The 26,594-nt window shown below is 45.8% G+C and carries 24 protein-coding genes and 1 tRNA gene; 6 read left to right on the top strand and 19 right to left on the bottom strand.

All coding sequences use genetic code 11. The features are described from left to right. Positions 1 to 12: 12 nt before the first annotated feature. Entirely contained in the window at positions 13 to 1,197 is a 1,185-nt protein-coding gene (locus B9A32_RS11945; RefSeq protein ID WP_084069676.1) for a TraB/GumN family protein, read from the bottom strand. Between the two features lie 35 nt (positions 1,198 to 1,232). Between B9A32_RS11945 and B9A32_RS21730 the strand changes: the two genes are divergently transcribed. Continuing rightward, positions 1,233 to 1,445 carry a hypothetical protein gene (locus B9A32_RS21730; RefSeq protein ID WP_212637910.1) on the top strand — a complete coding sequence of 71 codons (213 nt, stop codon included), beginning with the start codon at positions 1,233 to 1,235 and terminating at the stop codon, positions 1,443 to 1,445. Between the two features lie 248 nt (positions 1,446 to 1,693). Continuing rightward, a complete protein-coding gene (locus tag B9A32_RS11935) occupies positions 1,694 to 1,879 on the top strand; it encodes a conjugal transfer protein TraB (protein ID WP_084069674.1) in 186 nt (61 codons plus the stop codon). Between the two features lie 110 nt (positions 1,880 to 1,989). On the opposite strand, the gene polA is transcribed toward B9A32_RS11935, so the two are convergent. From polA to B9A32_RS11870, 13 genes are all read right to left on the bottom strand, one after another. Continuing rightward, on the bottom strand, positions 1,990 to 4,674 hold the full coding sequence (gene polA, locus B9A32_RS11930) for a DNA polymerase I (RefSeq protein WP_084069673.1): 2,685 nt from the start codon (positions 4,672 to 4,674) through the stop codon (positions 1,990 to 1,992). A gap of 159 nt (positions 4,675 to 4,833) precedes the next feature. Then, positions 4,834 to 4,995: a hypothetical protein gene (locus B9A32_RS21360; RefSeq protein WP_170923803.1), complete on the bottom strand. Its 162-nt coding sequence runs from the start codon at positions 4,993 to 4,995 to the stop codon at positions 4,834 to 4,836. A gap of 267 nt (positions 4,996 to 5,262) precedes the next feature. Beyond that, positions 5,263 to 6,564: a histidinol dehydrogenase gene (gene hisD / locus B9A32_RS11920; RefSeq protein ID WP_084069671.1), complete on the bottom strand. Its 1,302-nt coding sequence runs from the start codon at positions 6,562 to 6,564 to the stop codon at positions 5,263 to 5,265. Between the two features lie 375 nt (positions 6,565 to 6,939). After that, positions 6,940 to 7,902 (bottom strand): cation diffusion facilitator family transporter, encoded by a 963-nt coding sequence (locus tag B9A32_RS11915; RefSeq protein ID WP_084069670.1) that lies wholly within the window; start codon positions 7,900 to 7,902, stop codon positions 6,940 to 6,942. Between the two features lie 95 nt (positions 7,903 to 7,997). Then, positions 7,998 to 9,911 carry a CHASE2 domain-containing protein gene (locus B9A32_RS11910; protein WP_212637909.1) on the bottom strand — a complete coding sequence of 638 codons (1,914 nt, stop codon included), beginning with the start codon at positions 9,909 to 9,911 and terminating at the stop codon, positions 7,998 to 8,000. 272 nt (positions 9,912 to 10,183) lie between these two features. Then, positions 10,184 to 10,678 (bottom strand): OmpA family protein, encoded by a 495-nt coding sequence (locus tag B9A32_RS11905; RefSeq protein WP_212637908.1) that lies wholly within the window; start codon positions 10,676 to 10,678, stop codon positions 10,184 to 10,186. Between the two features lie 110 nt (positions 10,679 to 10,788). Then, complete coding sequence (locus tag B9A32_RS11900) at positions 10,789 to 11,232, bottom strand: FecR family protein (RefSeq protein ID WP_084069667.1); 444 nt, start codon at positions 11,230 to 11,232, stop codon at positions 10,789 to 10,791. A gap of 433 nt (positions 11,233 to 11,665) precedes the next feature. Next, positions 11,666 to 12,166 (bottom strand): dihydrofolate reductase family protein, encoded by a 501-nt coding sequence (locus B9A32_RS11895; RefSeq protein WP_084069666.1) that lies wholly within the window; start codon positions 12,164 to 12,166, stop codon positions 11,666 to 11,668. Between the two features lie 4 nt (positions 12,167 to 12,170). Beyond that, positions 12,171 to 12,407 (bottom strand): hypothetical protein, encoded by a 237-nt coding sequence (locus B9A32_RS11890; RefSeq protein WP_084069665.1) that lies wholly within the window; start codon positions 12,405 to 12,407, stop codon positions 12,171 to 12,173. Between the two features lie 142 nt (positions 12,408 to 12,549). Continuing rightward, entirely contained in the window at positions 12,550 to 13,875 is a 1,326-nt protein-coding gene (locus tag B9A32_RS11885; protein WP_084069664.1) for a CCA tRNA nucleotidyltransferase, read from the bottom strand. Beyond that, entirely contained in the window at positions 13,868 to 14,737 is an 870-nt protein-coding gene (locus B9A32_RS11880) for a UbiA-like polyprenyltransferase (protein ID WP_084069663.1), read from the bottom strand. The genes B9A32_RS11885 and B9A32_RS11880 overlap by 8 nt, the downstream gene beginning before the upstream one ends. Positions 14,738 to 14,819: 82 nt before the next feature. Then, a complete protein-coding gene (amrS, locus tag B9A32_RS11875; RefSeq protein ID WP_084069662.1) occupies positions 14,820 to 15,818 on the bottom strand; it encodes an AmmeMemoRadiSam system radical SAM enzyme in 999 nt (332 codons plus the stop codon). Further along, on the bottom strand, positions 15,799 to 16,590 hold the full coding sequence (locus B9A32_RS11870) for a class I SAM-dependent methyltransferase (protein WP_084069661.1): 792 nt from the start codon (positions 16,588 to 16,590) through the stop codon (positions 15,799 to 15,801). Before B9A32_RS11870 ends, amrS begins: the two co-directional genes overlap by 20 nt. 624 nt (positions 16,591 to 17,214) lie before the next feature. On the opposite strand from B9A32_RS11870, the gene yedF reads away from it, so the two are divergent. Beyond that, positions 17,215 to 17,826 (top strand): sulfurtransferase-like selenium metabolism protein YedF, encoded by a 612-nt coding sequence (gene yedF / locus B9A32_RS11860; protein WP_084069659.1) that lies wholly within the window; start codon positions 17,215 to 17,217, stop codon positions 17,824 to 17,826. Between the two features lie 71 nt (positions 17,827 to 17,897). On the opposite strand, the gene B9A32_RS11855 is transcribed toward yedF, so the two are convergent. Continuing rightward, positions 17,898 to 18,638: an alpha/beta hydrolase gene (locus B9A32_RS11855; RefSeq protein WP_084069753.1), complete on the bottom strand. Its 741-nt coding sequence runs from the start codon at positions 18,636 to 18,638 to the stop codon at positions 17,898 to 17,900. A 244-nt stretch (positions 18,639 to 18,882) separates the two neighbouring features. On the opposite strand from B9A32_RS11855, the gene rlmD reads away from it, so the two are divergent. Together rlmD and B9A32_RS11845 are read left to right on the top strand one after the other, a co-directional pair. Further along, the gene (rlmD, locus tag B9A32_RS11850) at positions 18,883 to 20,286 is read left to right on the top strand and encodes a 23S rRNA (uracil(1939)-C(5))-methyltransferase RlmD (RefSeq protein WP_084069658.1); all 1,404 of its coding nucleotides are present in this window, start codon (positions 18,883 to 18,885) and stop codon (positions 20,284 to 20,286) included. Beyond that, on the top strand, positions 20,283 to 20,957 hold the full coding sequence (locus tag B9A32_RS11845) for a spermine/spermidine synthase domain-containing protein (protein WP_084069657.1): 675 nt from the start codon (positions 20,283 to 20,285) through the stop codon (positions 20,955 to 20,957). Before rlmD ends, B9A32_RS11845 begins: the two co-directional genes overlap by 4 nt. A 14-nt stretch (positions 20,958 to 20,971) precedes the next feature. On the opposite strand, the gene ychF is transcribed toward B9A32_RS11845, so the two are convergent. After that, positions 20,972 to 22,069 carry a redox-regulated ATPase YchF gene (gene ychF, locus B9A32_RS11840; RefSeq protein ID WP_084069656.1) on the bottom strand — a complete coding sequence of 366 codons (1,098 nt, stop codon included), beginning with the start codon at positions 22,067 to 22,069 and terminating at the stop codon, positions 20,972 to 20,974. Positions 22,070 to 22,551: 482 nt separating this feature from the next. After that, positions 22,552 to 22,649, bottom strand: a tRNA-Sec gene (locus tag B9A32_RS11835). Positions 22,650 to 23,542: 893 nt separating this feature from the next. Here B9A32_RS11835 and B9A32_RS11830 point away from each other — a divergent pair. Next, a complete protein-coding gene (locus B9A32_RS11830; RefSeq protein WP_084069655.1) occupies positions 23,543 to 24,166 on the top strand; it encodes a hypothetical protein in 624 nt (207 codons plus the stop codon). 337 nt (positions 24,167 to 24,503) lie between these two features. On the opposite strand, the gene B9A32_RS11825 is transcribed toward B9A32_RS11830, so the two are convergent. Together B9A32_RS11825 and B9A32_RS11820 are read right to left on the bottom strand one after the other, a co-directional pair. Then, complete coding sequence (locus B9A32_RS11825; RefSeq protein ID WP_084069654.1) at positions 24,504 to 25,319, bottom strand: N-formylglutamate amidohydrolase; 816 nt, start codon at positions 25,317 to 25,319, stop codon at positions 24,504 to 24,506. A 288-nt stretch (positions 25,320 to 25,607) separates the two neighbouring features. Then, a complete protein-coding gene (locus B9A32_RS11820; protein ID WP_084069653.1) occupies positions 25,608 to 26,591 on the bottom strand; it encodes a D-alanine--D-alanine ligase family protein in 984 nt (327 codons plus the stop codon). Between the last annotated feature and the right edge of the window lie 3 nt (positions 26,592 to 26,594).

Here is a 26,594-nt window from a genome sequence, read left to right as displayed (position 1 = left end):
CTGCCCCGTTTTTTAATTGATTACCTTGAGCATGAGGGGGATGGCGGTCATGGTGCCGATGGTGCTTCCAAGATTGGTGAACACCACCACAAGCAAAATTCGAGTGACATTGTTTCGCCAGAATCCTTTTATGGAAAGAATATCCTTGGGGATGGACTCCAGATCCCTTACCTTGGGTTTTCTGGACACTGCCTCCACAAGCCCTGATACCCAGCCTGCGGCAATCATGGGATTCAGAGAGGTCAGGGGGGCTGCCGCAATGGCGGAGATAATGGTATAAGGATGGGCCAGGGCCACAATGGCCCCAATGCCGGCAAAAATACCATTGGCCGCAATCCACAGCCAGATCATGTCAGTGCCTGCCTCAGCCCCTTTCATGAAAAATCCCAGTGCCATGAGTACAATGATGAGACCGGGGATCATCCATTTCAAAATTTTGCCTGATTTTCCTGCCGGGGGGATTTCAGTGAGTGTGTCTGTGTCTATGGGGGTTTCCGGTGCCAGATGTTTTTTTATGCCCGGCGCATGCCCGGCCCCCACCACAGCAACAATATGGTTTCCCGGGGCATTGCTGATTTTTGCCGCAAGAAATTGATCCCGTTCTGCAATGAGGACCTTTTCCATGATGGGGTGGGACTTTTTAACGTCAGCCAGCAATGTCTGGAGCAGATCTTCCTGTTTCATCTGCTCAATTTCTTCTTCGCTGATTTCATCGGAACTTCCCATGGAGAGCATGAGCTGAAACATCAGTTTTATTTTTTCCCAAAACCCCATGTTGCGCCATACCCGGGTCAGGGTTACCTGGATTTCCCGATCCGCAGGAATCAGGGTGGCACCTTGCTCTTCTGCTGCCGCCACGGCATTGATCATCTCCTGTCCCGGTTTGATGTCAAATTTTTCCGCAATTTTTTTCTGGAAAGAGGCCAGCATCAGGTTCATCAATAAAAGCATGGCTTTTTTTTCTTTGATTACATTGACGATGTCCATGTTGCGCCAGCTGTCGTTATCTTTTATGGATTTGAGCCTGGAATTACATAGTTCCACACACACAGTGTCCGGTTTTTCTTTTTGGATGATCTCCTTGACAATCCGGGCACTTTCCCGGGAAACATGGGCCGTGCCGATGAGGGTGATTTTTTTGCCGTTAAAGGAGAGTCTGTCAATCATATTTTCTTTGTCGTGTGCATTTGCGTCCATTAAAATCAATATCCTTGGGTGAAGAGCGTTTTTATATGAAATACTCCGAAAATCAGAGGCGTATTTCAAGCTTTGTTGTGGGCAGAACCGGATCGGCCTGCCCGTGGCGGTTATATGAAAAAGCAGGTGCTGGGTACTGGGTATTAGGTTCTGGGTGTTCACAGCCACTGTTTTTTCATTGTTTGTTGTGGCTGGTGGTTACAGCCATGTATGTTTTATATGAAAAGGCAGCCTCCAAGGCAAGCTAAGGCAGAGCCGTCCCCCCCCCCCCCCGAGGGGCAATAGGAACCGGACAATTGAGCTGTTTACAGTTCCGGTCCCATTGCCCGTCGGGGGGGCGGCATAATACCATACTTCAATATTCGTTGTGTCCGTCAGGACATGCCTGTTAAATAAAGAATTATCTGATCATCGAGTATAAGCATTTTTTTGGCCATGGCAACTGAAATCAGTGGGAAGGTTGACCCCCGCGAATTTCTTTGGTATCAGATGGAGTATGAAATCCATAGACGAACAAATACTGAGAACCACCAAAGAAATTGTGGTGAAATTCATTGAAATGGGGCGGCTTTCCCCCACCAGCATCCATGAATCCTTTGTTGATGTCCACCGGACAGTTTCAGAAACGGTTAAAGGGGCGTTGCAGGAAAAGTCGGCACCGTCGGAGTCACAACAAGAGTAGGGTAGGCACCGGTAAAAAATAAGCCTGATGTTGTTGATGTTGTGATTAAATCCATAACTGCCTTGGCCGGTATTTCTGCCTTTTCTGCACCGGAGAGATTAAATCCCGGATCAATGGGCCTCGGCCCAGTTGTTTCCGGCATCAATGTTCACCTTCAGTGGAACCTTGAGGGTAAATACGTTTTCCATCACTTCCCGGGCCAGTGCCGTCAGGGCATTTACCTCTTTTTCCGGAACCTCAAAAAGAATTTCATCGTGCACGGACAAGAGCATTTTTGATGCCATCTTTTTTTTTGTCAACGCTTTTTCCATCTGGATCATGGCAAGTTTGATCAGATCTGCGGCACTGCCCTGGATGGGAGTGTTGATGGCCATTCTTTCTGCAAATCCGCGCATGTTGGCATTGGCGGCATTGATGTCCTCCAGTCGTCTTTTCCTACCCAAAAGCGTTGTTACTTCTCCGGTTTCCCGGGCTGTGGCAATGGTGGTGTCAATGTAGTTTTTCACCCCGGCGTACCGTTTAAAGTAGTTATCAATGTATGTCTGTGCCATTTTTCGGCTGATTTCCAGCTCTTTTCCCAGCTTAAATGCTCCCATGCCGTAGACAATCCCAAAATTAATGGCCTTGGCCTGGCGGCGCAATTCAGGGGTGATAAATCCGGGCAGGGCGTTGAACACCTCTGTTGCTGTACGGGTGTGAATGTCTTCATCATGGGTAAAGGCATCAATTAAAATTTCATCCTCTGCACAATGGGCCAAAATGCGAAGCTCAATCTGGGAGTAATCCGCTGCCACCAGGACATGCCCCTGCCGGGGAATGAATGACGCCCTGATCTCTTTGCCCTCCGGGGTGCGGATGGGGATGTTTTGAAGATTGGGATCGGAACTGCTCAACCGTCCTGTGGCAGTGATGCTTTGGTTAAATGAGGTGTGAATCCGGTGGGTCTGGGGATGAATCAACAATTGTAATGCATCGGTGTAGGTGGATTTTAATTTACCAAGGGAACGATAGCGCAGGATTAAACCCGGGAGTTCATGGGATTGGGCAAGCTTTGTCAATACATCAATATCCGTTGAATACCCGGTCTTTTTTTTTGTTTTTTTCTGTGTGGGAAGTTTTAGTTTTTCAAAAAGAACGGCCCCCAGTTGCTGGGAGGAATTGACATTGAATCGTTCCCCTGCAAGGGAAAATATCTCTTCCTCAATGCCGGCAAGTTCCTGTTCAAAGCCCTTGGATAGATTGGACAGCTTGTCCCTGTCCACCTGGATACCGTTCATTTCCATGCCGGCCAGCACCGGTACCAGGGGCATCTCAATTTCCTGCATCAGGCTGTCAAGTTCGTTTTCCCGGATACGTTTTTCCAAAATGTGATACGCCAGAAGGGTGATATCTGCATCCTCTGCTGCATAATCCACAGCTTTTTCAATTTCCACCTCGTTAAAGGTTATTTGATTCTTTCCCTTTCCCACAATTTCTTCATATTTGATTGTTTTGTGCCCCAGCAGGTCCAGAGCAATTTGATCCAGGCTGTGTCCCCGGCGGGAGGGGTTGAGCAGGTGGGAGGCAATCATGGTGTCAAAGGCCATGCCCTGCATGGAAATACCGCACCGGGAAAGTACAATGTAGTCATATTTGATGTTTTGTCCCACCTTGGGTATGGCAGCATCTTCCAGAATGGGCTTAATAAGCGCCAGAACTGTTTCGCGATCCGGCTGTACAAATTTTTCATTGCCAAAGGCCACATGTCCCACTGGAATATAGTATGCCTTGTGGGGTTCATGGGAAAAGGAGATGCCCACAAGTTCAGCCTGCATGGGATGCTTGGATGTGGTTTCGGTGTCAATGGCAAAGATGTCCGCCTTTTTCAAACGATTCAGCTGTTGCTTGATGTTTTTCAGGTCCGTGAGGCAGACATAGGTTTTTTCCACAGGCTCTGATTCCCGGGTGAATTCCTTTTGAAGCTGTCTGAACTCAAGCGCCTGGAAGAGGTTGAAAAGGGTTTCATTGTCCGGAGCAACAGCTTTAAAATCTTCAATGTTAAAAGGAATTTTTACATGTTGATCAATGGCCACCAGTTGTCGGCTTAAAAACGCCTGTTCCTTGTTTTCAGAGAGTTTTTTGTGCAGGGCCTTTTTCTTTTTCAGTTCATCAAGATTGTCGTAAATTCCCTGGACACTGCCATGGGCCTCCAACAGTTTCATGGCCGTTTTGGGCCCCACACCCGGAACCCCGGGGATGTTGTCTGCGGTATCACCGGCCAGACCCAGCATGTCTATAATCTGTGTCGGGGAAAGATTGAACTCGGCCTGGATGGTTGCCTTGTCAATGGTTTTATCTTTCATGGGGTCGTAGATGATGCAGTGGTCAGTGACAAGCTGCATGAAGTCTTTATCCCCTGTGACCATGACGGTGGAAAATCCTTTTTCCTGGCCCAGTCTGGCACAGGTACCAATGAGATCATCGGCTTCAAATCCTTTTTTTTCAACAATGGGAATACCAAAGGCGGTGATTATCTGCTTGATATAAGGAATTTGCTGGGCCATCTCTTCTGGCATGGGGGGGCGGTTGGCTTTGTATTGGTCATACATCTCATGGCGAAAGGTGGGACCTTTAACATCAAAAAACAGAGCAATGTATTCCGGTGTTTCCTCTTTGATCAGTTTTAAAAGCATCCGGGTGAATCCAAAGGTGGCATTGGTGGGGAGTCCCTTGGAATTTGATAAATTTCGGATGGCATGGAATGCCCGGTAAAGATAGGCGCTGCCGTCAATGAGAAAGAGTTTTTTTTTGTTCATGTATTGTAAATTCCTTATGGAGAGGTTGCAGATTTATAGGATATATAATGCCTGGTCTTAAAAACAAGTCTCTTAAAAAAACTTCAAAAATAAGAACAAACCCTGTATAAGCATTTCTTTGGTTGGTTGTGGTTTTTTTATAACTGCCATGGGCAGACCTTATTCTGATGCGGTTCTGCCCACAACAAAGCTTGAAATACGTTTCTGGTTTGCGGAGTATTTCATATAACCCACATGGCTGTAAGTACCAGCCACAACGAATAATGAAAAAGTAGTTGCTGTGAGCACCCAGAACCTAATACCCAGTGCCCACTTTTTCATATAAAAAACCCTTAGGAGAAAATATGACTGAGGCAACTCAACAATCACGAAAGGAAAAAAGACGGAGCAAAAAGATACATCTCTGCCACTGCTGTGGCAGAGAATTTCAATTTTGCTGGAATTGCCGGTGCGGATTCTCCATCTGCCAGGAATGCATGTATGAGAACGAATGGGGAATGACATGCAACGGTATTACCTGGGAATGCCCTGATTGCAGTGCCCAAAACGGGTTTGGTAATCAGTAATGCCAATGGCTGATACCCAGTCTTACCCTTGACGTCTTATTTTTATGGCATTGGCATGGGCGTCCAGCCCTTCGGTTTCAGCAAGGGTAATAATATCATCTGCCTCTGCCAGGAATGCCTCCCGGGAGTAGTTGATAAGACTGCTTTTTTTTGTGAAGTTATCCACACACAGGGCTGAAGAAAAACGCGCTGTTCCTGCTGTGGGCAATACATGGTTGGGGCCTGCAATGTAGTCCCCCACAGGTTCCGGTGTGTAGGGCCCAATGAAGATGGCACCGGCGTTCTTGATGCGATCAATACACTCAAAGGGCTCTTTGATTACAAGTTCCAGGTGTTCCGGGGCCAAACGGTTGGCAAGGTTTATGGCTGTCCCAATATCCGGGACCACCAGGGCTGCACCAAAATTTTTCATGGATGGGGTGGCAATGTCTCTGCGGGAAAGGGCTTGGAGTTGCATTTTTACCGCTTGTTGGGTGGCAATGGCAAGGTCCTTTGAGTCCGTGATCAGGATGGCAGAAGCCATGATATCATGCTCTGCCTGGGAAAGAAGATCTGCTGCCAGAAAATCCGGATTTGCCCCGTTGTCTGCAATGATCAGAATTTCGCTGGGACCGGCAATCATGTCAATGCCCACGGTGCCGGAAACAATCTTTTTGGCCAGGGTGACATAAATATTGCCGGGGCCCACAATGACATCCACCCGGGGAACCATGGGGGTTCCGTGGGCCATGGCTGCAATGGCCCAGGCGCTTCCGGCCTTGAATACCCGGTCAATGCCCACTTTTTTTGCCGCAGCCAGCATGTGGGGATTGACGGTACCGTCGGCCATGGGTGGGGTCATGAGTATAACGGTTTCAACCCCTGCCACTTTGGCCGGGATCCCCCCCATTAAAACTGAGGATACCAAGGGCGTTTTGCCGCCCTGGGCACCCGGGGCATATATACCTGCGGCGTCCACAGGTCTTACCAGTTGACCCACCATCACCCCTTGCCTGGGGGTGTCGATCCATGATTTTTCTTTTTGCTGTCGGTGAAATTGCGTCAGCTGGGCCACGGCACGGTCCAGGGCCTTTAAAAAAGAGTCATCCAGTGTTTCCATTGCCTGGTTGAACTCCTCTTCACTGACCTTGAGATTTTCCAAGGTGATGGCGCTGGAATCAAATTTTCGGGTGTATTCCAGCAGGGCGTCATCGCCTCTTTTTTTCACATCATTTATATAGGCTTCCACATTGTTGTAATCTTCTTGTGTATAGCCAAGTCCTCTTTCAATGGTATCACTGATTTTTTTTTCTCCCTCGGGCGAGGGGTATTGGTATATTTGCATCTTTTAACCTTTATTGAGAGCCTTTGGATGTATGTTGTCCATTATGAAACTACTGTCTTTTTGCCAATTATCAGAAAAGTAGCTTGTTGTGAATGGGTATAGGTTTCATATTTGTGGTTTTATATCTATCTTTGTAACAGCCACTGCGGACCGCATTCTGACCTCGGTCTGCCCACAACGAAGCTTGAAACACGCCTTGATCTGCGGAGTGTTTCATATGGAAATTTCATAAACTTTTTATAATAACCCACATATTCATGGAAATGCAACCTGCAATAAATAAATTTCAGCGTTAATAATCAATGCAAGCCGTGGGGGGGGGGCACCATTGATGCCATAGCCGATCATGCTGAAATTAAAAGCAAAGTATCACACTCAGCATTGAAACTTACTCTGTTTTAGTGGAGTAAATTCCCGTGTGGGGTGATAATGAACATAAACCCGTCTCATGGGGTCAACCCCGTTGATCAGGATTTTTTCCACCTGGGTGGCGATGTGATCCCCCTGGGCCACGGTGAGGGTGGCATTAACTCCTATGGTTATATTGGCCACAAGGTAGGGGCCGAACCAATGGGTTTTTATTTCTTCCACCTGCTCCACGCCATTGATTTGTGTAATGAGGGTTTGGATTTCTTGTCCCAGGGCCTGACCCGGCACTGTATCCATGAGCTCCCCTGCGGCATCCTTGAGGATCTCCACACCTGTATGCAGAATAATCAAAGAAACCACTGCACCGGCCAGGGGATCAATCCATGCATAGCCCATGCGACCAAAGAAAATACCCAGAGTGGCTGCCACAGAGGCAAACACATCGTTGCGGTGATCTGCAGCCAGGGCAATGACCGCACTGTTTTGGGTCTGCTTACCAATGTTGCGGGTCCAGGCTGTGAGAATTAATTTTAATCCCACAGTGAATAAAGCCACCCACAGGGCTTGTACACTTGCCCCCTGGGAGACTGTCTGGGCTGTAAAGAGTTCATAGATGGTATTAATGCTGTTCCAGAAAATGGCAATGGCCGTGGTAATGACAAAGGCCCCCACCACCACAGCGGCGATGCTTTCAAGTTGCTCATGCCCATAGGGATGTTCATTGTCGGCAGGTTTTCCCGAAAGCCGCATGAATATATTAACAGCAATGCCGTAAGCCACATCTGAAGTGGAGTTAATGCCGTCTGCCAGAAGGGCCGGACTATGGGCCATGATCCCGATGGTGGTTTTTAAGAGGGCAAGGAGTGTATTCGCCACCAGCCCCACATTTACAGTGAGCATGGCTTTTTTTTGTCTTGTTTTTTTTTGCTCTTTATTGATGTTGTGCTCCTTTGTTTGATACGTGGGCATTTATTTGTTTTAAGGTGCGTTTGTATTAATTTAGATTTCGGATTTTCAGTTTGTTGTATCGGGAGCAGTTGGCTACTTTTTCTATTATTTAGGTATTATTTGTCAGCCATTTCAATGGCAACTTTTTTAAATTTTTCCTGTTCTTCAAGAAAAGCATCCACCACATCGGGGTCAAAATGACTTCCCCTGCCTTCAACAATGATGTCCCGTGCCTTGGTGTGATCAAATGAGTCTTTATATACCCGTTTGGAGGTTAGGGCGTCATAGACATCTGCCACAGCCATAAGGCGTGCAGATAGGGGAATCTCTTCTCCTTTTAGTCCTTGGTTGTATCCTGAACCATCCCACTTTTCATGGTGACATCGAATGATTTCTTTGGAAACTTTTAAAAAAGAGGTTTCTTCGTGAATTCCCGAGATTTTTTCTGCATCTTCAAGGGCATGCCAGCCATGTTCAGTATGTTTTTGGATTTCTTTGAATTCATTTTCTGTTAGTTTGCCCGGTTTAAGAAGAACAGCATCGGGCACCCCCACCTTGCCAATGTCGTGCATGGGGGCAGATTTGAACATCATTTCTATGGTGTGATTGTTCAGACGATTTTTATAGCCAGGGGCCCGGCGTAATCTATTGGCAAGTATTTTAACAAAAATGCTGGTACGTCGGATGTGCATCCCGGTCTCTTTGTCTCTTGTGGCGGCAAGGGAGGTAATGCCGATAATAGTGAGATTCTGGGCAGCCACCATGTCTTTGGTTCTCTGGATCATTTTTTTTTCTTCCATGCGAAACCGAAAAACACTTAACAGTAAAAAATTTACAAACAGGGTAATGAATGGGTAGGTTACTGAGATAAAAATATGCATTTTTTGTAGAAACAGCAGTTCCATAAACCAGAAGGATATTGTCATCACGATTAATGTAAAGGTGCAAAACCATGAATTGAGATAGACGAGCATCAAGGTGGAAATGAGACCCGTAAGGAAAACCAGAGCCCACTCCATACCCATGGCCCAGGAGGGGCGGGAGAGGATGTTCTGGTTTAAGATATTATCCATTGCAGTGGCGTGAACCCCCACACCCAAAAAGTATTGATCCAGGGGCGTGCTGTGATTATCTCCGAGGCCCGATGCCGATGTTCCTATTAAAACAATTCGATTTTTCATAATATCAGGGTTGATTTTACCTTGAAGAAGATCACCTGCGGATAGTGTGATGAAAGGGGAGGATGTTTTACGGAAATGAAGCAGCATTTGCCCCTGGGATGACACAGGTATGGTGAAATTTTTAATGGATATAGATGTGATACCTGTGGAATCATTTTTTATGAAAACTTTATTAGCACCAATGGCCAGCATGAGGGTGGCCAGGGAGAGATTGGGATAAAATTTGCCTTTGTATGCTGTAATTAAAGGAATTTTTCGGATAATACCATCGCTGTCGGAAAGGGCGTTGACAAATCCGCTTCCCTGGGAGGCCTTTAAAAACCGGGGCAGGGGCGAGAGAATACCCTTCCATGGAGGAAAGCGTTGAAGGCTATCTGTGGAGATGTCCTGGGAAATCATCGTTGCATCCAGGGGTAAAAGAGCTGGGGGTAAAGAATTTCCCTTTTGCCTGAGAAATTTACAGGCCAGGATAAAAGGTCCTTTTTGTAATACTCGGGCAAGGTTTAAGTCATTGTCAAACATCGTATCGGATGCTGTCTCAAGGGGAATGGTTATGCCCGAACGTTTTTTAAGGGTTTTTAATGCCAGATGTATGGACGTTCTGTCCGGTTCCGACAGCAAAATATCTATTCCCACAGCTTGGGGAGATGCCTGGAGGATGACGGTGCAAAGGCTTGCCAGTAGATCCCGGGACCAAGGCCACTGTCCATGGGTTTCAAGGCTCTGGTCATCAATATCCACTATCACCGGTTGAGGGGTACCCCGGTGGGTGAGAGAAGAATGTATGGCATCATAAAGTTTTTGATCCAGAAAAGTAACAAAGGCAGGATGGTACAGAAAAAAAAGCATAAAAAAAAAGGTGAGAAAACAACCCGTTTTAAAAATGGTTTTTTTCCCCTGATCCGGGAATTGCAATGTGTTTTTATATGAACTGTTTTTTTTCACAAAAGATAGGTACCTTTGTAGATTTTTTGTTTTGGTTTAAATGTATTTTGTATTTGTTTCAATAGAAATATTGATGATGTGCATGTGGATGCCCGGGAGACAAGTCCCATGGATATTTGTACTTTCCCAATCCGGTTAATCAGTATGCTACTGAAAAACCGCGTTTTTCAAAATGTTTATTTGACAATGACTTCAACTCGTCGATTCCTGGGTTCTGCCACATTGTCTGGTGTAAAAATAAGGGGGTTCCCTTCTCCGTGTGAACTGGTTTGGATGAATTGTGAATCAATGCCTTGATCCAGGAGAATATTTAAAACTCGATGGCTTCTTTTTAAGGAAAGTGCAATGTTGACGTCTTCATTGCCCATGCGGTCGCAGTGTCCTGCTACGCTGATATCCATGGACGATCGTTGTTTAATCTCATTCACAATGTCGGGTATACGGGCCAAGGATTTATTTGTGAGAACATCAGACCCGTTTTTAAAATAAAGAATGAATTTTGCTGGCAGCTCAGGTTCTACGGCCAGAACTGATCCAAAACGGTCCTTGATTTTATTTTCAGCAATGGCAACGGTATGCTTAGGTCGATACTGTTTTCGTAATGAAACCCCATGATTTGCCTGGTCAAGAACTATGCTTCCATGTGCGTTTGTTATTTTTACCTGCCCCACGTTATTATCATGATCCGACAGTAAAATTACCGTGGTTTTTTTGCATGAGCAGCCTGTAAACAGAAAGGCCACTACCATTGTAAAAAGGATTGTTCTTATTTTTGTTGAAGTCATAACACCTCTACCAGAAAGCGGGTTCCCCGAACAGCAATGGTACCGTCTGGGGTTTGAATTTTAACATTATCAGGGGCTATTTTTGCGATGATGCCAGACAGAAACAGGAACGTGCCCTTTATCATGCGGGTTGCCAGGGAATATTCATACATGCTGGGGTTGAAAATAAATTTTTCCATGTTCATGGTGCTGTCCGGTCCCACGCAAATGATGGTGTTATCCTGGAGTACAATACTGGCAGAGCCGTCTTTTCCCGATTGAATTTGATCCCGGGGATAAAGCCGCTCTCCTGTGGCTGCGGTGATTGTATTTTGCTGTCGCTGGATCAATACCTTTCCGGAAACTGTTTTAAAGCTCCCACAGGGTTGAAGGGTTGTTGCCAGGCATGGGGTCGCCCACATGAATAAAAGAATGACGCATATGGCTGTGATAGGTTTCATTATGAATCCTTTTTTTGAATTAAAGCACTCAGTGGTTTTCAATTTAGCGTTTTCTGTCAACGTGGAGTCAGGGGTGCGTTATTGGCATTCTTGTTGAGATTCATTTTTAAATACAAATTTTTTATAAACTGCCATGGGCAGACTTTATTCTGACCTCGGCCTGCCCACAATAAAGCTTGAAATACACCCCTGGTTTCCGGGGTGTTTCATATAACCGCCACGGGCGGACCGTATTCTGATTCGGTTCCGCCCACAACAAAGTTAGAAATACTCCCCGGGGTTGCGGAGTATTTCATATAAAAAAACATGGAACCTGAAAATACTTACGCCACAATAGCAAAAGCTTGATCCCATTGCTCCCGCCAATTACGATAAACAAATCAGATTGTGACCAAGGCGGGAAAGTGGAAGAGTACTCAAGCAGTTCACACATTCAGGCAACATCGTATTTTAAAAGCAGGGTATGTCTCCCAAGGGAATCCATGCTTATCAGTTTTAAATTTAAATCACACGATTCATTGAAAAGAGATAATCCCTGGCCAAACAGACGGGGGGCAATGGTGAGGTGTACCTCATGGATGAGTCCTTGCCGGGCAAATAATGAATTGATCTGGGCTCCTCCGATCAAAGCCACCTCCCGGCGCCCCTGGGTCTCAAGCTCCTGGAGTATTTTCTCAGGAGAGCAATTTGTGAAAATCAGATTTTCCTTGTTTTTTTTTCCTTCAAGGGTGCGGGTCATGACAATGTTTTTTCTGCCGGGGAGGGGTCTTCCAATGGTGTTAAAGGTATTATTTCCCATGATCATCACCCCGGCCCTCCGGGTCACCTGTACAAAATATTTTTTGTCTGCAGATCCGGTCCAGTCCACGGGGTCTGCGGCATGACGGCCGATTTTGCCGTCCAGGGTGGTGGCCATTACCAGAATAACTTTCATGAAATTATTCCTTTTTGTCCAGTGGTGAGTTCAGGGGCCAGGGTTCATTTTTCTTTTTATCCATGAAATAGCAGAAGCGGTCCCATGTCATCTCTTTTCCTGACACAGGGCATCTCAAGGTCATTTTAATATCACCCACCTTAATGACCTCCCAGTCTCCACCTCTTTTGGAGCCGACGATCCTGATTTTATCGCCTGGTTGCAGTTCACAGGGTTTAAAAAGTGTTACGGTATGAGACATAAAATTCCTCTCTTTGGGATGTCTGGTAACTGTAAATAACTGTCACGAGCAGACCTTATTTAGATCCGGCTCTGCCCACAACAAAGCTTGAAATACATCCCTGATTTGCGGAGTATTTCATATAAAAAAAATACCGGGTTTTCTAAATAAAATCAAGAACCATGCCTTTTAATTTTTCCGGGGTATTTAAAGATGGATCATCCAGCACCTGTTCAAACAGGTGGTCCAGGATGTGTCCGATTTTTCGACCCGGATCACAGTCCAAAAGGCGCATAACGTCATTTCCGTTAATGGCAAGGGTATTTTGGGTAAACTTTTGATGTTGATTCGCTGCCTGGGCATCATATATTTTTTGCAGCCTGATTCTTATTTCAGAGAGTGTATAGGGCTTTTTGGCCCGGTTGGCTGCTTTGTCAGCAATGCGCATTTTCATAAAATTCTGGTAAGAGACGTGGTGGGCTTCAAGAAACGCCAATAATCGTCTCACTGCCCTGGGGGTGCTTTCTTGGGTGAGGGGCCGCATGTGAACACTTATCATGGCATCCACAAAGGCGATTTCCCGGGTACTGAACCGCAGGGTTTCAAGATCCCTTAAAACGGCATCTTTCATGGTTTCATGACCTTTGAAGGTCAATAAATTGTTTTCCATGCAGGCTGCATCAAATTTACCTGCGTCATGGAGAAAGCCTGCAAGCCGCAGCAAAGGGTCCCGGGGGGAGAGGGCATCACCCACCATGAGACAATGCTCAAAAACTGTTTCTCCGTGGTGGGGCCCCCCGTCAAGATCCACACATCGATCCAGGCAGGGAAGCAGGTGTTGCAGCAAATCCGCTTCCCTCAGTGCCAGGAAAAAAGCGGACGGTTGGGGTAGGGACATGGCCTTCATGATTTCAAGGCGCAGCCTTTCGGGGGCTGATGCGGTGGAGATAAGGACGGCATTCTTTTTAATTGCCAGCAGGGTTTTTGGGGAAAAGTTTCCTTTGATGGCTGCCTTGAATCTACAGGCCCGAACCATTCTCACAGGGTCTTCCTCGATTCTCCGGGCAGGATTCCGGGTGAAACGGATAATTTTGTTTTCCAGATCTTTTTTTCCGTCAAAGGGGTCAATGACATGGCCACTGTCAGGGGCCAAGGCCATGCTGTTGATGGTGAAGTCCCTTGCCCCAAGGTCGGTTTCCGGAAAGTGTGCGTCATGGTCCCGGTATCTTGGGGGGGCCACCTCCACATCATTGATGAGAAGTACGGGAAAGGTCTTTCCGGCCACCTTGATTTTTTCTTTGTGAAAAATGCTTTCAAGGGTGGGCAGGGGGCAGTTGGTGACAATGTCATAATCAGCCGGGGATTTACCCAGCAGCAGGTCCCGAACGGCCCCTCCCACAAAAAAAGTTTTAAAACCGGTACGGGACAGGGTGGAAATAATGTTTTTAACCGTTGCCGATGGGCGCAGGAGAATTTTTTTTTTATCCAACCAGGGCCTCCGTGACAACACCCACAACAAGAAGAATGGAGACAAGACTGTTCATGTGGAAAAAGGCAATGTTGATCTGGGACAGATTGTCAGGTTGCACCAATTTATGTTCAATGATCAAGAGTATGGCAATGATGCCAAGGAAAAATAAAAAAACAGGATGCATACCAAAGGTGACGGTCATGGCTCCCAGGAATATTATGGTGGCAACATGGAGGATGGAAGAAATCATCATGGCATTTTGGGGTCCAAGAAGTGCCGGCAGGGAAAAAAGCCCTTGGTCCCGGTCAAACTCAATGTCCTGGCAAGCATAAAGAATATCAAACCCGGCAATGTAAGTCATCAGTGCCAGGGTCAGAAAAACAGGTGGGGCAGACAAAGTGCCTGTGACGGCAACCCATGCCCCTAAGGGGGCAAGTGAGATGGCAAAACCAAGATAGATGTGGCAATACATGGTGAAACGTTTGGTATAGGAGTAGAACAAAAGAAAAAACAGAACCGGAAAGGAGAGCCAGAAACAAAGTGTTCCCAGCATGGCTGCCGCAAACACAAAAAGCCCGGCTGATGCCCATACAAAGGTGACAGCCTCTTTGCCGGACAAAAGGCCTGACGGGATCTCCCGGACGGCGGTGCGGGGGTTTTTTCCGTCCAGGGCGGCATCCACAATGCGATTGAATCCCATGGCAGCGGACCTTGCCCCCACCATGGCCACAACAATCCAGAACAGATCTGCCATGTCCGGCTCATGGTCACGCCAGGCCATGACCACAGCAGAAAGGGCAAAGGGCAGGGCAAAAACAGTGTGTGAAAATTTTATCATTTTTCCGTAGATTAGAATTTTATTTTTTGTTCTTGAAAACATTTATTTTTCCTTGGGTGAAAGTAAATATTCGGCTTGGTAATGTAAATGCTTGGGCAGTGCCCCATATTTATGGTTGGAATAATTAAAAAATTCCATGGACCCCGGTGTTGCAAAGGGGGCATTTCCCGGCGGTGGTCATACGGTTTTCGGTTTTGTAGGCAAGGCGTTTAATAACAATTTCACCGCAGTTATGGCAACAGGTATCTTCCCGGCCAAGGCTCGGGGCATTGCCTATGTACACATATTGAAGTCCGGCGTCCTTTCCTGCCTGCAATGCCATTTCAAGGGTTGCATCCGGGGTGACCGGAACGTGATCCATGCCGTGGCAGGGAAAAAAACGGCTGATGTGCCAGGGGGTTTCATTCCCAAGTTTTTCTGCGATAAAGGCGGCCATTGAAATGATTTCATCCCGGTCATCGTTGTACCCGGGAATGATCAGGGTGGTTACCTCCACCAGTATGCCAAGGGATTTCATGAGGATAATATTTTGTTTGACAGGCTCAAGTCTCCCCCCGCAGACGGTTCTATAAAAATTATCATTAAAGGCTTTCAGATCAACATTGGCACCATCCACATAAGGGGCCATTTTATGAATCACTTGGGGTGACATGTAAGCGTTGGTGACAAAAAGGTTGAGAAGTCCCTTTTCTTTGGCAAGCATGGCGGTTTCCAGGGCCAGTTCAAAATAGACAGTGGGTTCTGTGTAGGTGCAGGCAATGCTTTGGCAGCCGTTGTAAAGGGCCTGGTTCACCAGCTCTTTGGGTGTTGTTTCCATGTTTCGGGCCGGGGAAGGAAATTTGGAAATATGGGCATTCTGGCAGAATGTGCAGGTGAAGTTACATCCTGCCGATGCAATGGAAAACGATGATGATCCGGGTTTGATATGGAAAAAAGGCTTTTTTTCCACAGGGTCAATGCCCCTTGCCACAATAAAAGGGTACACAAGGGTATAGAGTGTACCGTTTTTGTTTTCCCTTACCCCGCATCTTCCCCGCTCCCCCGGGGCAATGACACAATAGTGGTGGCAAGTCTCGCATTTTACCCGGTTTCGGGATAATTTTTCATATAAAAGTGTCTTCATGTTTCTCCGGTGTTCTTTCCCGGGCAAACCCGGTCACAGGGCCGCAGGTTCTGCGGCTGTGGATTCTCAAGGAGAGGGGACGGGTCCGAAATCTGGGAATGGGGATGATGGTCATACCCACAATGGTTCCCCAAGGGGATTTTTGGATAACAGCGCATTTTTCAAGATATGCCACCGGACGACTCCGGGAAAAGGGAAACAGCAGGGTGGTGTTCCAGGAGACGGGGACAGGCCCCATGATGGCATGTATGATTTTTTTAAGTTCCCATATGCCAAAAAAACGGGCGTGGGAAAGGGTGTGATTACAAAAAAGGCCCTTTGCCCTGCGGAGGATGTTAAGGGGGGCATATCTATTAAATACCCCAATGAAAATTTTATCACGGGTTACCCGGCATGCCTCTTCTATGGCCTTGGCAGGACGGTCCATGAATTCCAGGCTGTTCATCAGAATGGAATAATTAAAGGTATTGTCTTCAAAGGGAAGGTCTTCGGCAAAGCCCCTGTGCAGTTCCACACGGCCTTTAACTTGATCCATGGCAAGATCAAGCATATAGGGGGAGGGGTCCACACCGGTGACTTGGAGCCCATGGTCTCCCAGGGGGGCAAAGCATCTTCCGTCACCGCACCCGATGTCCAGCACACTTCTGTCGGGCAGGGGAGAGAGCATCTTCATCATTAATGCTGTCTGGAGCTTAAAATCATGAATCTGCCCAGCTTTGTTGCACCATGCCTTGTATGCGTTTGTATCATTAAAATCAAATATATATCCCATATAAATATTGTAAGCTGAACCAGGGTAAGATTCAAGTGGATTCTGGAGAGACCGCCATAAATTTAATTTTATTTATGACTCAACTTTCGGTGTTCGCATTTCGTGGTGGGGTCAGGCTTTCGTTATTGACATTATCGAGGCTTTTTTCGTTGGCAAAGGCCTTGGTCGATAACATCAATAACAAAAGCCTGACCCCCTCGGCACACTGAGCCCATCGGTACATTTAAAAATGCCGGCTTTGAAATGAAGCCCGAAAGTTGAGTTTATGATAAATGGTGAATTCATATTCCTGTTAATGGATCTTGTCTTTTTGATGTTCTGCCTGTTCCTTTGATGGATACCTTTGGTTTGTTATTATCGGATATTCTTATTGCTCAGCAGCGCAATATTGATAAATTCAATTTGACAACCCATTGGGGGACACCTATCCTTTTTACCAATCAGCCGCTGGCTTTGGCTTTCCATTTGGAGTGGCGGATTTCAGTATGTTACGGCCAAAAAACATATCGGTTTATTTGCTTTTTCATATTTTTTGGAAATTGGATTGTTTTTACAATTTGGTATGTTTTTGCTTTAGCAATTTTATGATTTTTAAACTTATATTAAATATAAGAGAGATTAAGAATGATATATAAAGTTGACGCCCGGGGGCTTGCATGCCCGGAACCGGTATTAAAAACCAAAGCAGTCATTGAAAACCCAGATGTAGATATGGTTCAGGTCCAGGTGGACAATGATGCTGCCGTGGAAAATGTCAGTCGTTTTCTCACCTATCAGGGTTTTCAAGTGTCTGTGGACTCCCATGGTGTAAATTCCACGGTGGAAGGGGTTAAAAAAGAAAATGATGGCGAAAATCAGCCGGAAACAGATATAAATGCTTCTGCTGAAACCGGCGATACACAGAAAATGGTTGTCATGATCGGTTCCCGGACCATTGGCCAGGGGGATGACGAGCTGGGGAAAAAATTAATGATGAGCTACATCAGAACCCTGAAAGAGATGGGGGATGATCTGTGGCGTTTAATTTTTGTTAACGGTGGTGTTTATTTTGCCACTGAAGGGGCGGAACTTCTTCCTGATCTCATGGCCCTGGAAGAGCAGGGCATCACCATTTTGGTGTGTGGTACCTGTTTGAATCATTTTGATATTCTGGAAAAAAAGAAAGTGGGACAGACCACCAATATGCTGGATATCATCACGGCCATGCAGCTTGCGGATAAAGTCATTTCTTTATAACCGTCACGGGCGGACCTTTCATATAAAAAAATTGTCCCAGGCAGACCTTGATTTTCAAAAAATGAATGTATCTATTTTGTGGATTTAAAACATGCCTTGACCCATAGTTTGACTTCTTTTTCAAATTCTTTCTGGTGGGATTTTTCTGACATCTGGTGGTCTCCGTTGCGGTGGATAATCATTTTTTTGGGCTCACCGGCTTTGCTGTGGATCTCCCGGCCGTTTTCAACGGGAACCACCCCATCGTGATCACCATGGAAGATCAATACATGGTGCATCAGGGGCAGGTCATCACTTAAATTAAACAAAAGATTTTCTTTGAAAAAGCTCAAGGGCAGGGCCGGGCGATCCGGGGTGGCTTGGGTGGGTATTATTGTTATGGTACTGCTGTCCACCGGAGCAGCACACACCACAGCCCCTTGGGGCTCAACCCCCAGATCCAGGAGTTTTTTCCAGGCGGCAATGCAGGTGGCTCCCCCCAAGCTGCTGCCAAACAGCATCAATTCCTTCCGGGTTTTTTTAAGGGCCCACAGGTAATCCACTGCATGGATCATGTCCTGAACCCGGGCCTCCAGGGAGGTGTCTGTAATAAAATTGCCTTCACTTTTCCCGCATCCCCGGTGATCAAATCGTAAAAAAGCCACACCCATGTCCGGGAGTATCCGGGATAAAATGGTCTGTTTGGCCGATTCCATGGACCCTTCAAGGCCATGGGAGCCCACCACCACAGGGGGATTTTCAACATCCGGGAGATGGAGCTTCCCCAAGATTTTTTTATTTTGACTCATGAATTCAACAGATAATATTTTCATGCTTGTTTTTATGGCACACATGCTTTATAATTTCAAGCTTTTATCAGTAATTCTTGCTGGCTGTTTCCGTCAAAGCCCAAAGACTCGAAAATTCTAAGGAAAAAGGGGTTATATCTGGTATCTCTGGATATATATTAGAATTGCTGGATTGTCATTAAACAGGTAAAAAAAGAATATTCCGGTTGTATCACCCAGGATGTTCTTTTTATTTTTCCATCCATAAAATGGGGCTTAAAAAAGAGACATGGCCATAAAAAAGAGAAAAACAGCAGAACTTGAAATCATTGATCTGGCATTTGGGGGAAAGGGAATTGCCAAACCCGATGGATTTCCCGTTTTTGTGGACAGAACGCTTCCAGGGGATAAAGCCCTTGTCAGAATCACCAAAAAGAAGAAAAAATATGCCGAAGGAAAGTTAATTGATCTCATTGAGCCTTCGCCCCTGCGTAAAGATGCTCCCTGTGAGTATGCAGGATATTGCGGCGGCTGTCGATGGCAGTCCCTTCCCTATGAAAAACAGCTGGAATATAAAAAAAATCATGTGGTTGAATCCCTGGAGCACATTGCACTTTTAAAAGATATCCCGGTGAAGGATGTGGTGCCCTCGGATAAGATTTTTGGATTTCGAAATAAAATGGAGTTCTCCTGCACCGATCGACGCTGGCTCACCCCGGAGGAGCTGGAAGATCCAGACATTGTAAAGGGGTTTGGTCTGGGGCTCCATGTGCCGGGAACCTTTGCCCATGTCATTGACATTGATAAATGCCACATTCAACCGGACCCGGGCAATGAAATGTTAAACGATATCCGTGAATATATAAAGGCCTCGGATCTGCCTGCCTACGGTTTAACCACCCACCGGGGATTCTGGCGGTTTGTGATGTTAAGAAGTTCCAGTGCCCATGGACACTGGATGGTGAACCTTGTGACAAAGGAAGAAAACGACGAGGTTCTCATTCCCCTGGCACAACAACTCATGGCAAAGTATCCTGAGATTACCTCGGTGGTGAATAATGTAACGGCAAAAAAGGCAGGCATTGCCACGGGGGATTACGAAAAGGTGCTGGCTGGAGACCGCTGTATCCGGGAAAAACTGGGCGATTTCACCTTTGAAGTGTCAGCCAACTCCTTTTTTCAGACCAATACCAGGGGGGCGGAAAAACTTTATTCCCTTGTGTCTCACTATGCGGCCCTCACCGGCACCGAGCATGTCATTGATCTTTACTCCGGCACCGGCACCATCCCCATCTGGCTCTCCAGGGATGCGGCCCGGGTCACCGGCATAGAAATTGTGGAAAGCGCTGTGGCAGATGCCGGTAGAAATGCCACATTAAACGGCATTGAAAACTGCACATTTCATGTGGGTGATATCAAGACGGTTCTGCCGGAAATTGACAAACGGTGTGATGTGATGATCATTGATCCTCCCCGGGTGGGCATGCACAAGGACGTGGTGGACCAGGTGATTAACATTGCCCCTGTGAAGATTGTGTATGTGTCGTGCAATCCCGCCACATTGGCCCGGGATCTTTTCATGCTCAAGGAACACTACAATGTGCTTGAGGTGCAGCCCGTGGATATGTTTCCCCACACCTTTCACATTGAGTCTGTGGCACTGCTTGAGTTAAAATCAAAAGGAGCTTCATGATTCCCTGGAAACAACTGGACGTAGCCCCCACACCGGATGGTAAAAATGAGGTGATTCTGCTCCGGCGGGGTCAGGAATTTTCCATCCGGGTGGATGGGCAGGAGTTGATGAACAGCCGCATGTTCTCATCGGAAAAAGTGCTGGCAAAACTGGCCTGCAATCTCATTTCCCATCGCCGGGGCGCAAAGGTGGTGATTGGGGGGCTGGGCATGGGATTTACCCTGGCATCGGCCCTGAATCATTTGGAATCCGATGCCAGAGTAATCCAGGTGGAGCTTTTACCTGCCATGGTTCAATGGCATGATGCGTTCCTGGGGCATCTGTGCGATCATGCTGTAACGGATCAACGGGTGGAGATCGTGACCCAGGACATCATCCCTTTTCTTAATAATGGTAATCAATATTTTGATGCCATTATTCTGGATGTGGACAATGGGCCTGAAGGATTGACCCAGACAGGCAATAATAACCTCTACAATAAGGCCGGGCTTGGTATGCTCAAGGGGCGCCTTGCCCCCGGTGGCGTCCTTGCCGTGTGGTCTGCCAAAGACTGCGCACCCTTTACCCAACGGTTAAAGCTGGCAGGATTTGATCCAAAAGTGCATACTGTTTCTGCCAGACCCAACAATAAAGGGGGGAAACACACCATTTGGATTGCCACTGCCCGGTGATTGAGTCTTGACACTTAGGCACTGGTTAAAAACACGGTGACTTCACCATCCTGGAATACATAGCCTTTGCCTTCGGTTCTTAATTTACCATTCTCCCTTGCCGATGCCCATGAGCCTGATGCCACCAGATCTTCGTAGGGAACAACCTCTGCCCGGATAAAATGTTTTTCAAAATCAGTGTGAATCACGGCGGCGGCCTGGGGAGCTTTGGTGCCTTTTTTAATGGTCCAGGCCCGGGTTTCTTTTTCTCCGGTGGTGAGAAAAGAGATTAAATCCAAAAGAGAATAGGCTTCCCGGGCAAGACGTGCAAAGCCCGACTCTTTTAAACCCAAATCCCCCAGGAAAATTTCTGCTTCATCCTCATCCATTTCAGAAAGTTCAGACTCTATTTTTGCAGACACACATACCAGCCCGTCTCCGTTGAGATCAGCATAGGCTTTTAATTCCTGTACATGGGGGCTATTTTCTGCATCTCCAACTTCCTCCTCACCCACATTGGCAACATAAATCACTTTTTTATTGGTGAGGAACTGGGTTTCCCGGGAAATCAGCAGTTTTTCCCGGTCTGTGAGATTCGCTGTTCTGACAGGTTTCTCATCCTCAAGCACCGCTTTTATTTTTAAAAGTCCGCTGAGTTTTGTTTTTGCATCTTTATCCTGGCTTTTTGCCTTTTTTTCCTCTGTGGCAATTCTTTTTTCAGCCAGCTCAAGGTCAGATAAAATTAATTCCAGGTTGATGGTTTCCACATCTCCCACTGGGTCTATTCCACCGTGAACATGGGTGATATTGTCATCATCAAAGCAGCGAACCACGTGGGCGATGGCCTCCACCCCCCGGATGTGTCCCAGAAACATGTTCCCAAGGCCTTCGCCCCTGGAGGCACCTTTTACCAGGCCTGCAATGTCAACAAACTCTATGACTGTGGGAATGATTTTGTTTGATCTGCCCAGGTTTGCCAGAACATCAAGGCGTTTATCCGGAACTTTAACAATGCCAACGTTGGGTTCAATGGTGCAAAACGGGTAATTACTGGCCTCGGCACCGGCTTTGGTCAGCGCATTAAACAAGGTGGATTTGCCAACATTGGGCAACCCGACAATTCCAATTTTCATTTGGGAATAACTCCTGAGCCTTTTAATTGGGAGTGATAAATATTTTTTATGGGGATGTTCTAATCCCCCCATGCCTCGTCTCTGGGGTGGGAAAATTTTTAAATAAAATCGAATCTTTTACCAGATTGAATAGGCCCATGTAAAGATTTTTTTAAGAATTGATCAAGAACAGTCTGCCAAGATCATAAAAAAAATTTTATTGGGGTGATGTGGCTTTTATGGGGTCTGGTGATGCTAACCAGCATTCTTGCGCTGGTAGATCTCCAGATAATGAAAAGCTTGTTGGTCAGATCGTATTCAACTTTATGCAGGACGCATGCCTCAGTTGGACGGCGAAGGGATTGGGATTATCAAAATAAAATCGGGTAAAAAATTAATTTTAGAGCCATAAAATTTATCCAGGCCCAGGATGAATCATTCTGGATTTGGATGTATTTTTGTACGCTTTTTTAAATATAAGTTGCTGATTTTATTAATATGGATGGCGGAAGTGCATGGGAATCGAACCCACCCGGGACGGTTTTAGCGCCCCACATCGGATTTGAAGTCCGAGGGCCTCACCAGTAAGCCGCGCACTTCCGTGGTGAAAAGATGCCCTTTTCTATACCCAATGAGCCTTGATTGTCAAGCCTTTTGTTGATTTTGATGGGGATATTGGTGGTCTAAAATTTTCTGCTTTTTATTTTATAGTTGCTTTGAGTTGAGTTCTGTATAGCCTTGAAATTATAAAGTATTTGCCTATAACTGGGATTTGTGCGGGCAGGAAGAATAAAATGAGGTTTTGCTGTTTCCATGGCAAATTCTATGAAAATTAAACTCGACCTTGCGATAATTCAGCATTATAAACAATCAATAGACTGATGAAAATCAGGAAATTTTAGTTGGTGAGTTGCTGCTGACCCAGAATGAGTTTCCCGGGTTCCCCCCCGGGTCAGAGGTGAAAATTTGTGGTTTGCGCCTTATTTAATGGCCGAGTTGTTGCGGTGTTCCATGGACTTTAGTGTTTGATTTAAATAGCAAAATCTGGTAATTTGTCATTATGATTTTCGAGCATACATTCCAGATCACGTTGCTGATTTCAATTTTTTTCGATATTTTTCAGAATTGTTTTTACTGCCCTCTTGTCCTCTTCCCTTCTTTTTTTTCATGAGAGTTTATATTTTTTAGCATCAATTATGATGGTCCCGTAAAGAGTCCAGAGTTCGAGTCTCAACCACATTATGTTGTATCTATGGTGGGCTTGAATGCCATATTGTGTGGTTGAAAAATCATAAGCCGACTTTTTACAGGTTCATCAATTATTGCTGATTTTTCTTCTGTTTCTCCCAAAATGATCGGCACGGATGTGATATGTCAACCCAACAGACCACAGTTCCCTGGGTTCAATTTCCCATGGCATGCTTGGAAAGGGGGATGCCGAATTGCAATACAACTGTTAAGTTTTTTATTCCATCAAACTTATAGGAGGGGATTATGAAAGTATTTAAATTTTTAACAGCACTCATGTTATCTCTTTTCCTCGCAGGGAATGCCTGGAGCGATGACGATATTGACATATCTGCGGCATCCAACGCTGTCCTTTGCCTGACACAATTTTATTCTGTCATGGCCGAATTTCCGAACATAAATATGGGGGATACAGGTCGTATGGATTGCAAAAAGATTTTGATATTTATTATTTCTAACAGAGATATGATCATCGAGGATATTGCCAGGGCCAAGGCAGGGTATGACATTGCCAGAGCCGATCAGATAATTCAAAATTCATTCTATAAAAGTGCTACCACGTTTGGCAATACAACCACTTTGCCTAAGGCAATGGGGAGCGTTTATTACGATGAAGCCTCAAAGCACAAATATGTTAAAATCAATAATGCTACCTATGCTGAATACACTCGAAAGGGTTATTTCTTCAAAAATGTTTCCTCCAGCCTGCCACATCTTGTAAAAAGCCAATATATTCATCTCATCAACGAGGATAACTTTTTTCTATATGTGAAAAAGAGGGGAGGAATAAATCAATATTTGACACTTTCATGCAAGGAGCCCCACCCTATAGGATGGGGCCTTAAAAAAGTATTGGTGCCCATTGATTAATACTTGACATATGCAAAATCGGCATTGAATCAGCCCTTTTTATGAATTGTTTCCCCTTGCATGTCCAAAGATACGAAATTTGGGCTTGATCATAAGCTGGGCCACTATACGTGAAATACAATTCTATTGACCGCAACGCACCGTGATTAAAGTCATTATTTTTTTACCCCTAAAATTTCACTACAAAATGGCCCACGTTATGACCAAGCCTCGAAATTTGCATAAATGGGTGGCATTTGAACGCCATTCATTTATATAAGATGTCTATAAAGGAGAGTGATAAAATAGTCGTTGTAATAATGATATGGCATCAATGGTTCTTGTAAATATTCTTAATTCAGTGAATGATTCTATGAAATTCATTTGCAAGGGCCCCAATAACATCATCGTACACCTTTCCTGTATGTTCATCCATGTACACCTTGGCCACTTCCGTGGGCAATACCAGGATACGGTCATCCCATGTACTCAAACATTGACACAAATATCCTTTACCCGAAAAAACTTCATTTTCTGACACGGTGGTGGTTATTTCCCGGGGCAGGGAGATTGTTTCAAGGGCCATCAGCCAGGCCTGGATTTGTTCTTTCCATTTGGAGCGGTCAATGGATTCTGTCCCCAGGTTAAATACAGGGGGGGATGCAAATCCTTTTTCTATCTGGCGGGAAATATTGTAAGAGTGGATGTCCAGAACAATGCAGATATTAAACTTGTCCAGCATGTGTGAAATAACGGTTCCCATGAAATCGTAGAATCGGGCGTGGGATTCCAGACTTTTTTTGTTCATTTCCGGGGGGGGGTGTTTTTTATATACTTTGATACCCCAGAATTTTTCCGGGGTCAGGGGCAGTGCCATATCCGGGGATCGATTTAAATCGTACACCGCCCGGGATTCCAGAGCCCATATGGTATTGGGAAGCCTTTGAATCATTTTTTCTGTGGCGGTGTCTTCTTCAAACAGTCGCTGTTCCCGGGGAATTTCCATAAAAGGGATTAACTCATCCCGGACATGGTGGCCTGCATGGATGGCCGTGGCAATGACGGGAGTGGAAAAATCAAAGTCATAGGCAAATCCCCGGGAGGAGTCTGTCCCATAAATGTGGTCCTGTTGGGAAATTTGTTTTTTGATTGAATCGATAAAAGGCAGAGGCATGGTATTTTTCCTGATATTATTTTCAATTTTAGCTTATTAGGGAGTTCATGGAAAACAATCTACTGCATAGTCAAGGCTAATATTTAGGATGATACATCTTCCAGACCGGTGTGACTCCGGCCTGTTCAGAAGCAGTTATCCTAAAATTAAGATTTGACGTTGCACTACTCAATATGAATAAACTTCATGGCGGCTATCCGGAGTTCTCCATGCAAAAGTGAGCAGTTTTATTATCATGAATTCCCCCATGCTACCTTGTGGCGATTGAATGAAAGGGGGCAGGTTGTCTTACATGAGGTTAAACCGTGCCAGTGCAGAAGTAACAATGTGATTCACCAGTTTTATGTAATCCCGGGTTTCATCACCAGAGGGGTGGTGCATGGTGAACATCTGGGGACTCCAGCTTTTGATGGGCTTTAATCCTGGAATGCCGTTGACTTCGATGATTTTAAGAACCCCATTGGCATCCATACGCATGTCAGCCCGCACATGATCCAGACAGTTAAGGGCCTCCATGGCCTGGAGGCACAGTTCATTTGCCGGGTCTGAATATTCACCGGCAGGTCTGATTTTGGTGGCACCCACTCCTCTCAGGTCACTTCTGAGTATGGGGTATTTGCCGAAAAGTGAGGGGTCTACCAGCACCTGACCGGGTAAAAACTCTTGATGTTCGCCATTGCCCAACATTAAAACCGTGTACTCATCGCCGGGAAGATACTCTTCAACCAGGGCGGGCTGATCATAGGTGTCGTGGATGTGAGCCACCCTTTTTTTCAGTTCAGCTTCGGAATTGACCACGCTGTCATCACTGATACCAACAGACCTGGACTCAAAGCTTGGTTTTACAAAGGCGGGATAGGTTAAATCCGGCAACCCGTCGTTGCGGTCAATCTGATAGTGATAAGGCACGGAGATGCCCTTGGCTGTGAGGATGTCATGGGTGGCGGTTTTATTGATCAATGCCTTCATGGTGGCGGCATTGGGGCCAATGTAAGGAATTTTTCTTTCATCAAAGATATCGGCAAACCATTGACCATCTTCATTTAAACCAATGGTATCTGATTTGCTGTTGATGTAATAAAGGCAGCTCCAGATGATGTCATACTCTTTTTCTTCAATGGCTTTGTAAAATTGTGTCATATCGTTGACAAAAGCGATTTCAGCGCTGTTGTCTCCATGGTTAATGGCTTTGCATACCTCCCGGGTGACGGAAAGATCGCCCCAGCCTTGGGCATCACCGGCAGGACCGGTGATGATAAGTACTTTTTTCATTAT

This window comes from Desulfocicer vacuolatum DSM 3385 (assembly GCF_900176365.1).
In the GTDB taxonomy this organism is placed as follows: domain Bacteria; phylum Desulfobacterota; class Desulfobacteria; order Desulfobacterales; family Desulfobacteraceae; genus Desulfocicer; species Desulfocicer vacuolatum.
This window is presented reverse-complemented; position numbering and strand designations above follow the sequence as displayed.